This is a genomic window from Brevibacterium samyangense, from assembly GCF_039529845.1.
GTDB classification, from domain to species: Bacteria; Actinomycetota; Actinomycetes; order Actinomycetales; family Brevibacteriaceae; genus Brevibacterium; species Brevibacterium samyangense.
This window is the reverse complement of sequence record NZ_BAAANO010000024.1, coordinates 18,489-27,557: the sequence shown is the minus strand read 5'-3', so window position 1 is coordinate 27,557 and position 9,069 is coordinate 18,489. Positions and strand designations below refer to the sequence as shown.

The window sequence follows — 9,069 nt, the reverse complement described above, 5'->3', positions numbered from 1 at the left end:
GGATGGTTCGGGTGGTTCAGCTCTGGACTACACCCCCAACTGCGAAGAGCCGGATTTTCTCGTGTGTGCAGCGGTTGCGGCCACAACAGCGCGGAATTGCGAATTCGATGCGAGGGCCGGAGGGGTGGACACCCGAGGTGGGTTGCACGAGCCCCGGACACACGACGGTGCCGCCACGGAGAACCGTGGCGGCACCGGCGTCTGCGGGGATGCAGGTACTGCGGGGAGAACGACCCGCGCCCGCACCGTACTCGGGGTACAGAACGGGCGCAGGAGTCCGAGGGGCGGATCGCCCGGGGATCCGTCAGGCCTTGTAGCCGTCGTCCATGACGTTGAACCTCGGGGCGAGCATGCCGCCGACGGCCGTGATCGCACCGATGATCATGAGCATGATCGCGGCAGGGACCCAGGAGCCGGAGAACGCCGCGGTGAGGGCGGTCGCGATCATCGGCACGAAGCCGGAGATCACGGCGGACAGGTTGCAGGAGATCGACACACCGGAGGTGCGGTACTCGGGCTTGAAGAGTGCCGTGAGCACGGAGGCGTTGACGCCGTAGGCCATCGAGAGGGCCTGCATGCCGATGACGACCGCGAGGATGACGAGCCACACGTTGCCGGTGTTCACCATGAGCCAGACGGGGAAGGCGACGAGAACGGTGGCGATTCCGGAGATCACGGTGATCCGGTTCGCACCGATCTTCTTCGCCCAGGTGCCGACCCAGAGGATCGTGAAGATCTCGACCGCGGCGCCGACGAGGGTCGCGGCGAGCATCTGGTTCTTCGACATCCCGAGGTTGTTGACGCCGTAGGACACGACGTACGTGGTGACGAGGAAGAATGCGGCGAGGCCGAGGAGGTTGCACATGAAGCCGACGATGACCTCGCGCCAGGAGTTCTTGAAGAGCTGGACGATCGGGACTTCCTTCGCCACGTCCTCGCCCTCGACGGCCGCCTTGAAGACCGGGGACTCCTCGAGCGTGTTGCGGACGTAGACCGCGAGGCCGAGCAGCGGAATCGCGAGGACGAAGGGCACACGCCAGCCCCAGGCGTCGAACGCCTCGGTCGAGACGGTGAGGCCGAGGATGAAGAAGCCGCCCGAGGAGAGCAGGGTGCCGATCGGGGAACCGATCTGGGGGAGAGCGGCCCAGAACGAGCGGCTCTCCGGCGGTGCTGCCTCGGCGGCGGCGGTCGCGGCGCCACCCCATTCGCCGCCCACGCACAGGCCCTGGCCGATGCGGAGGATGATGAGCATGATCGGTGCCCAGACGCCGATGGTGTTCGCGTTCGGCAGGAGACCGATGAGACCGGTGACGAGGCCGATGCCGATGATCGTGATCATCAGGACCTTCTTGCGACCGATGCGGTCACCGATGTGTCCGAAGACGATGCCGCCGATGGGGCGGGCGACGAAGCCGACGGCCATCGTGCCGAAGGAGTAGATCGTCGCGAGAGCGAGGTCCTCCGTCTGGAAGTACTGGACGTTGAAAACGATCGCCGAGGCGGTCGTGAAGAGGAAGAAGTCGTACCACTCCATGGCGGTGCCGACGAGGGCGGCGATGGCGGTGCGCTTCGCGAAGGCCTCCGTCACCTGGGGGCGCTGGGTGGGCGCCGCGGTTGACGCGGTCATTGATGCTCCTATGGTCTGGATCATGCTGAAACTATGTGATCCGAAGCATAATTTCACCGGCGGTTACCGTGTTGTTTCCGGCAGGGTGACTTGGCTCACACGCGGCCTGTAATCGCCGTCACCTCGGCGATCGTGGACGCGTGTGTGACGCCTCACATGCCGCGTTCGCGCGTCAGAGCAGCTCCGCCGCGAGGAGTTCGAGAGTGCGGACCCGCATCGGGATCTCCGTGAGCGGATCCTCGGGGTACGCGCCCGCGACGGGGTGGATCATGATCTCGTCCACGCCGAACCGCTCCGCGGCCTCCCGCGCCCTGTCCGCCGCCTGCTGCGGGTCGCCGATGATCCACGACTTCGTCATCGCCTCGCCGAGGTGTCGGTCGCCGTCCGTCATCACCGAGCGGACGTCCTCGCCGACGAGGCGCATCGGTTCGGGGGTGCGCCCGATCCGCAGACCGGCCATCGAGTGGATATGTGGTTCGGCGAGGAGTCGGGCCTCCTCCTCGGTCGGTGCGACGACCGCGTTCATCGTGAGGAAGGTGCGGGATTCGGCGAGGGACGTCCCGCCGTGACGCGCGCTGTGCTCCGTCGGTTCGAAGGAGTTCCGGTAGAGGTTCAGCGCGGATTCCGTGCCGGTTCCCGCGAAGTGGTGGGCGAAGACGTAGGGGAGCCCGAGCATGGCCGCGAGCTGGGCGGAGTACCCGCTCGACCCGAGCAGCCACACCTGTGCTGCGTGTTCGGAGGCCGGCGTCGCGTGCAGCACGTGCTCCCGGTCGTTCATGAGCGGGACACGTGCGCCCTCCGGGGTGAGGAGGGCGAGGACGTCCATGACGTGCTGGGGGAAGTTCTCGACGGGATCGATCCGCACACCGGAGCGGTCGACGAGGTGTGCGTCCCCGAGGTGCCCGCGCATCGCGGCCGAGGTGATCGGGTCGGTGCCCGGCGCGCGTCCGATCCCGAGGTCGATCCGGTCGCCGTACACCGCGCTCAGGAGGGCGAACTGCTCGGCGATCGCGAGCGGCGCGTGGTTCGGCAGCATGACCCCGCCGGATCCGAGGCGGATCCGCTGCGTGTCCCGTCCGAGGTACATGAGTTCGACACCGGGTTCGGTCGAGGCGACCGAGGGCATGTTGTGGTGTTCGGCCACCCAGTACCGGGTGAACCCGAGGCGGTCGGCGGTGTCGACGAGGGACTTCGAGGCCCGCAGCGCCTGACCGGTGGTCTGGCCGCGGCGCACGGACACGAGATCGAGTACGGAGAGCTTCACCGTTTCAGCCTAGCCGCGTTGCCACCCGTCGTATCCGCCGGCGAGGTGGCGCAGCCGTCCCTCCCTGTCCGTCCAGGCCGGGCGCAACGCGGCGAGGGCCTGCGCCGAGCGCACCCCGCCCTGGCAGTAGAGGACGACCTCGTCGCCCGCCGGCAGGGCCCCGACGCCGTGCTCGAGCACGGTGTGCAGCGGGACATTCACGGATCCGGGCAGAGCCCCCGCTGCGAACTCCCAGGGTTCACGGACGTCGACGAGCACGGGAACGGGTCCGCCGGCAGCCGCCGCATCCAGGATCTCCCGGAGTGCCGCAGGATCGACGGTCTCCTGGGGGCCGGGTGCGCCTGCAGTGCAGAGCGCACTGCCGGGGAACGGCCCGATCTCCGCCGCCCGGGTCCGCGTGGGGTCCGGTGCGGTCAGCAGCGTGCGGCTCGTGCTCGTCGCCTCGTCCCAGACGAGGAGTCGACCGATGAGTGGGGACCCGGTCCCGGTGACGAGGAGGAGTACCTGAGTGGCCATGACGGTGCCGATGACCCCCGGCAGGGTGCCGAGCACACCCGCCTGCGCGCAGGAAGGAGCCTCGGCCGGTCCCGGCGGCTCGGGGAACACATCACGATAGTGCGCTCCGCGGCCGGGCCAGAACACGCTCACGTGCCCACTGCGCCGCAGGACCGCTCCCCAGACGACCGGGACTCCGGTGATCTCGCTCGCATCGGCCACGAGGTATCGCGTGGCGAAGTTGTCCGAGCCGTCGACGATCACATCGTGTCCCTGCACGAGGTCGAGGACGTTCTCCGCGCTCACTCGCGCATTCACCGGCTGCACCCGGATCGACGGGTCGAGGCGGGCCACCGCCCGCGCCGCCGACTCCGCTTTCGGCTCACCGAGGGTGTCGACTCCGTGGATCACCTGCCGATGGAGGTTCGAGAGGTCGACGGCATCGTCGTCGACGATCGTGAGAGACCCGACCCCGCACCCGGCGAGGTAATGGACGACCGGCGATCCGAGCCCGCCCGCGCCGATGACGAGAACCGAGGCGGACCGGATCCGGCGTTGGCCGACTGCTCCGATGTGGGGGAGAGTGATCTGGCGTCGATACCGCTCGACGAGCTCCGGAGGGAGTTCCGGTCCGGGCTCGACGAGTGGAGGGAACCCGGCGGACGGTCGCTCCGCGTTCACAGCGACTCCGATTCACGGTCGCCGTCGGCGAACTCGATCCGTCCGTCGAACGTCGACGAGGCACGCGCCAGTCGGCGCCGCGGGATCCGGCCGGCACCGGCCGCGGCGCGCCCGGCCCGGACCGCGAGCGCCATGGCCCGCGCCATGGCGACCGGGTCCTGCGCGCGGGTGACGGCGCTCGCCACGAGGACTGCATCGCACCCGAGCTCGAGTGCGAGTGCGGCGTCGGAGGCAGTGCCGATCCCCGCGTCGAGCACGACCGGGACCCCGGCACGGTCGGCGATGAGTTCGATGTTGTGCGGGTTGAGGATCCCCAGGCCGGTGCCGATCGGGGCGCCGAGCGGCATGACGGCCGCTGCACCGGCTTCCTCGAGCTGCCTGGCGAGCACGGGGTCGTCCGTCGTGTAGGGGAGGACGACGAATCCGCGACGGACGAGGTCCTCGGTGGCCTCGAGGAGTTGGACGCCGTCGGGCAGCAGAGTGTGCTCGTCCGCGATCACCTCGAGTTTCACCCAGTCGGTCTCGAGTGCTTCGCGGGCGAGTTCGGCGGTGAGTACCGCGTCACGGACGCCGTAGCACCCTGCGGTGTTCGGGAGCGCGGTGATCCCGAGGCGTCGCAGGAGTGCGAACACCGAGGTGCCGACCTCGGCCGAGTACCGCCTCACGGCGACGGTGGTGAGTTCGGTGCCGGAAGCGACGAGAGCACGCTCGAGGGCCTTGAGGTCGGTGGCGCCCCCGGTGCCCATGACGAGCCGGGAACCGATGGACCGTCCGGCGATGACGAGGGCGTCGCCGGGTTCCTCGGACGTGGCGGCCGGACCGGAGTGCGGGATCGCGGAATCGGTGGTCATGGTCATCCTCCCTGGACCGCAGTGACGAACTCGCAGCGAGCTCCCGGGGCGAGGACGGTGCTCGCCCAGCGGCTGCGCGGTACGACGCGGTCGTCGACGGCGACGGCGATCCCGAGCGGGGCCCCGTCGAGAGCGCGACCGTCGTCGCCGACGGGACGGCCGAGGCGGTCCGCCACGAGCACGCGGACGGTGCCGGGGTCCGGGAGGGACACGGCTTCGCCATTCACGGTCACTGTTACCGACATGAGTTCTCCTCCGAGGGCTGGGGATGGGGCTGGGTCTGGGTGAAACGAGCGGGATCGACCGCCGCAGGCAGGGCCGAGGGGTGTCCGTCGACGATGTCCGCGGCGCGACGTGCGGCCCAGGCGGACAGGAGTATCCCGTGACGGTGGTAACCGGTCGACACGACGACGTGTGGATGGCCGGGGACGGGACCGAGGAGTGGGAGGTCGTCCGGTGTGCCGGGGCGGGCCCGTGTCGTGACCTCGCGGAGTTCGGTCTCCCTGATCGACGGCAGGATCTGCGCCGCGTCCTGGAGGAGCTGGAGCACTGCACCGGTCGAGGTGCCAGCAAGGGGATCCTCCCGGCTACTGGCGCCGAGTACGAGTCCGCCGTCGGTTCGTGGGACGAGGTAGACCGGGCGTCCGGACACGAGGGCTCGGACCGTACCGCCGAGCAGATGGTCCTCCCCGGGAAGGAGGAGGGACCTGGGTACGTGAAGACGCAGGATGTCCCCGTGGGCCGGGCGCAGGGCGAGATCGAGATCCCGATGGGGACCGTCGATCCGCGCGGCACCGAGGCCCGCGGCCACGACGATCCGGTCCGCAGCGATCCCGTCGAGCGAGCGGACGGCGCCCGTGACCACCGGTACTCCGTGCCCGCGCAGGATCCGGAGGGCCGTCGCGGCGAGTCGGCGCGGATCCACCTGGTGGTCCCGTGCGATGCGGACCCCACCGGCGATGTTCCGGGCGAGTGAGGGCTCGAGAGCGCGGATCCGACGGGGCAGGAGCTCGGTGACCTCGGCACCGGTGGTGCGCTGGAGAACAGCGAGATCCTGCAGCGCCGCGAGGTCGGCCCGGTCGCGGGCGACCACGAGCGTCGCGTCGGCGCGATATCCCGCGGACTCGGCTGTTGCGGAGGAGGGTAGTCCTGCGGAGAGGGAGGGGAGGCGGGACGCGAGATCGCGGTGGGCTGCGGCGGCCTCCTGCATGATCGCCCAGAGCGGACCCTGCCCGACCTGGATCTCGGAGGTCGGAGCGAGCATTCCGGCGGCGGCGAAGGTTGCTCCCTCGGCGATTCCGGCGGTGCGCACCTCGACCGAGTGGCCGCGGGCGTGCACCTCGAGAGCGGTGAGGAGACCGACGATCCCCGCGCCGATGACGACGACATGCATACGTGCATTCCTCCTGCCGGCGGTATGAACCGCGTCCAGTTCTGGTGGTCGGCACCCTGCGGTCGATGACCGAAGTGCCCTCTCAGCCCGTTACGCGGACTCCCACGGAATGCGACCGAGTGTACCTGTGCGAACCTGTGTGCATGACCGACGTTCGCACCCCGTCCTCCGTCCCGATGATTCCCCCGGATTCCACGTCCTGTCGGGACCGGATCCGCGCTCGCCTCGCCGCTGCACGCCTCTACGTGTGCGTCGATCTCGCCCGCGGCCTGCCCGGGTTGCTCGACTTCGCGGAGGCCGCATTCTCCGGGGGCGTCGACATCCTTCAGGTGCGGGACAAAGCAGCCGAGGCACGGGCCGAGGTCGAGGCGCTGCGGGCCCTCAGGGGGATCGCCGACCGGCACGGTGCTCTGCTCGCCGCGAACGACCGGGCCGATGTCGCCGTGCTCGCCGGTGTCGACGTCCTCCATCTCGGGCAGGGGGATCTCACGACGCCCGATGCCCGCGCCCTCGTCGGCTCCGACATCGCGATCGGTCGTTCGACCCGTACCGAGGCGCAGATGCGTGAGGCGCACGACGATCCCGGGATCGACTACTTCTGCACCGGACCGGTGTGGGCCACGCCCACGAAACCGGGCCGGGCGGCAGTCGGGCTCGAGCTTCCGCGGGCCGCCGCGGCGTACGCGGCGGAACGGAACTCGGACAAGCCGTGGTTCGCGATCGGCGGCGTGGATGCTCTCCGGGTTCCGGAGCTCCGGTCGGCCGGTGCCCGGCGGATCGTGGTCGTCCGCGCGGTGACCGAAGCTGCGGACCCGGAGGCCGCAGCGCGCGAACTCGCGGGCGTGATGGACGCTTTCTGAGCGGGGTCGCGTCGCGGAACACTCCGACGTCCGAGCAACTGTTCCTGTCCAACAGCTGTTCCGCATTTCGGTACACGGATGTCACAAGTGCTGCGCATCACGCTTACGGTTGTCCCCATGAACACCGAGAACGGAGCAGCGACGCCAACGACGGCGCCAGGCTCCCCCACATCCGCCTCCCCTCGACCGACCGACCCGCAGAAGGCCCCCGGTGCCCCCTCACGCGTCGAGAACCTCGCGACCACCGCGTTCCCCGTCCTCGTGATCCTCGGTGGGATCGTCGGCTTCTTCGCGCCCGCCCCGGTCCTCGCGTTCAAGGAGGTCGTGCCGACGACGATCCTCCTCGGCATCGTGATGTTCTGCATGGGTGTCACCCTCACGCTCCCGGACTTCGCGCGGATCGCGAAGCGCCCGTGGATCACCGTCCTCGCCGCGCTCATGCAGTACGGCATCATGCCGTTCCTCGCCTGGGTCATCGCACTCGTGCTTCAGCTGCCGACCGAGCTCATGATCGGCCTCGTCCTCGTCGGCTGTGTGCCCGGCGGTACCGCCTCGAACGTCATCACCTACCTCGCGAAGGGCGATGTGGCCCTCTCGGTGACGGCGACCTCGGTCTCCACGCTCCTCGCCCCGCTCATGACCCCGATGCTCCTGCTGTGGATCGCCGGATCCGAGCTCGAGGTGGGCTTCATGGCGATGTTCACGTCGATCCTCCAGACGGTGCTCCTGCCGGTCGTCGCCGGCGTCGTCGTCCGCATGCTGCTGAGCCGCGTCGTCGATGCGATCACTCCGGCGCTGCCGTGGGCGTCCGCGCTCGTCATCGCTCTCATCCTCGCGACCGTCGTCGCCGGTTCGAAGGAGACGATCCTGTCCGCCGGCCTCCTCGTCCTCCTCGCCGTGTTCTTCCACAACGCGCTCGGCATGGCCCTCGGGTGGGGTGTCTCGAAACTCGTCGGGCTCTCGGCCCCCGAGCGGCGTGCGCTCGCCTTCGAAGTGGGTCTGCAGAACTCCGGACTCGCCGCGACCCTCGCGACGACGTTCATCTCGCCGCTCGCGGCCCTGCCCGGCGCGGTGACCGCGTTCTGGGCGAACATCGCGGCCTCGTTGCTCGCGACCTTCTGGTCGAAGACGGAACCGAAGGACTGACCCACGGCGGCCGCCGGCCGCACGAACGCCGAGGCGCCCCGCCGGTGAGGAGATCTCCTCACCGGCGGGGCGCCTCGGCGTCTGTGGTACCCACCGCTCAGCTGCGGGTCTGCAGGCGGATCGCACGGACGACCTCGTCGCGCTGTTCGACGAGGAGCCTGCGCTGCGCCGCGGGTGCGTCCGGGTGCGTGTCGAGCCATGCATCGGTGCGGCCGACCACGGCGTCGAGGCGGGTCGCCCAGTGCGGGTACAGCCCGAGGAGCATCCGCTTCGCGATCTCCATCGAACGGTCGCTCCACACCGTGTCGAGCATCGTGAAGTACGCGTCCACGTAGGTCTCGAGCATCGGGTGGCCCGCGAGGGAGGTGAACCCGGAGATCCGGGCGGACAGCATGTCGTTCGACAGCGTGCGGTCCTCCGTCATCTGCGCCCAGGTCCGCATCTTCACGATCGGCAGCGGGCGCGCGGCATAGGCGGTCGCCGCGTGGAGGGCACCCGAGCCGGTGTTGTCCGCGTGCCGTTCGTTCGCGATGTCCTCGACGTCCGCCCATCCGAGCGTGACGAGCGCCGTGAGTGCCTTCCACCGCAGCGCGTGATCGACGACGAGGCCGCGCGCCGGTTCGCCGAGTGTGCCACCGACGGGCACCTCGAGGATCCCGGCGGCGAAATCACGCCCGGAGACCACCGCGGAACTGCGGAATCCGGTCCCGGTCCGGCGGACGAGCGCGAGCACCGTGTCCGCGAGGTCGAGC

General features: G+C 69.8%; 9 protein-coding genes and 1 riboswitch. Of the genes, 2 read left to right on the top strand and 7 right to left on the bottom strand.

What is annotated here, in order from left to right:
• Positions 1-304: 304 nt before the first annotated feature.
• The 6 genes from ABD172_RS12390 to ABD172_RS12365 form a co-directional block, all read right to left on the bottom strand.
• Positions 305-1,627: an MFS transporter gene (locus tag ABD172_RS12390; RefSeq protein WP_344310074.1), complete on the bottom strand. Its 1,323-nt coding sequence runs from the start codon at positions 1,625-1,627 to the stop codon at positions 305-307.
• 172 nt (positions 1,628-1,799) lie between these two features.
• Positions 1,800-2,891 (bottom strand): LLM class flavin-dependent oxidoreductase, encoded by a 1,092-nt coding sequence (locus ABD172_RS12385; RefSeq protein WP_344310072.1) that lies wholly within the window; start codon positions 2,889-2,891, stop codon positions 1,800-1,802.
• Between the two features lie 9 nt (positions 2,892-2,900).
• On the bottom strand, positions 2,901-4,067 hold the full coding sequence (locus ABD172_RS12380) for a ThiF family adenylyltransferase (protein WP_344310070.1): 1,167 nt from the start codon (positions 4,065-4,067) through the stop codon (positions 2,901-2,903).
• Positions 4,064-4,918, bottom strand: coding sequence for a thiazole synthase (locus ABD172_RS12375; RefSeq protein ID WP_344310069.1), 855 nt, complete (start codon positions 4,916-4,918; stop codon positions 4,064-4,066). The genes ABD172_RS12380 and ABD172_RS12375 overlap by 4 nt, the downstream gene beginning before the upstream one ends.
• 2 nt (positions 4,919-4,920) lie before the next feature.
• A complete protein-coding gene (gene thiS, locus ABD172_RS12370; protein ID WP_344310068.1) occupies positions 4,921-5,163 on the bottom strand; it encodes a sulfur carrier protein ThiS in 243 nt (80 codons plus the stop codon).
• A complete protein-coding gene (locus ABD172_RS12365) occupies positions 5,154-6,311 on the bottom strand; it encodes an FAD-dependent oxidoreductase (RefSeq protein ID WP_344310067.1) in 1,158 nt (385 codons plus the stop codon). The genes thiS and ABD172_RS12365 overlap by 10 nt, the downstream gene beginning before the upstream one ends.
• A riboswitch (TPP riboswitch) is annotated at positions 6,306-6,427 on the bottom strand. Its footprint overlaps the gene before it by 6 nt.
• Positions 6,428-6,487: 60 nt before the next feature.
• On the opposite strand from ABD172_RS12365, the gene thiE reads away from it, so the two are divergent.
• Positions 6,488-7,171 carry a thiamine phosphate synthase gene (gene thiE, locus ABD172_RS12360; protein WP_344310078.1) on the top strand — a complete coding sequence of 228 codons (684 nt, stop codon included), beginning with the start codon at positions 6,488-6,490 and terminating at the stop codon, positions 7,169-7,171.
• Positions 7,172-7,288: 117 nt separating this feature from the next.
• Positions 7,289-8,317 carry a bile acid:sodium symporter family protein gene (locus ABD172_RS12355; protein WP_344310065.1) on the top strand — a complete coding sequence of 343 codons (1,029 nt, stop codon included), beginning with the start codon at positions 7,289-7,291 and terminating at the stop codon, positions 8,315-8,317.
• Between the two features lie 97 nt (positions 8,318-8,414).
• Here the strand turns inward: ABD172_RS12355 and ABD172_RS12350 are convergent.
• A partial coding sequence (locus tag ABD172_RS12350; RefSeq protein ID WP_344310063.1) for an ERAP1-like C-terminal domain-containing protein occupies positions 8,415-9,069 on the bottom strand: 655 nt, incomplete at its 5' end.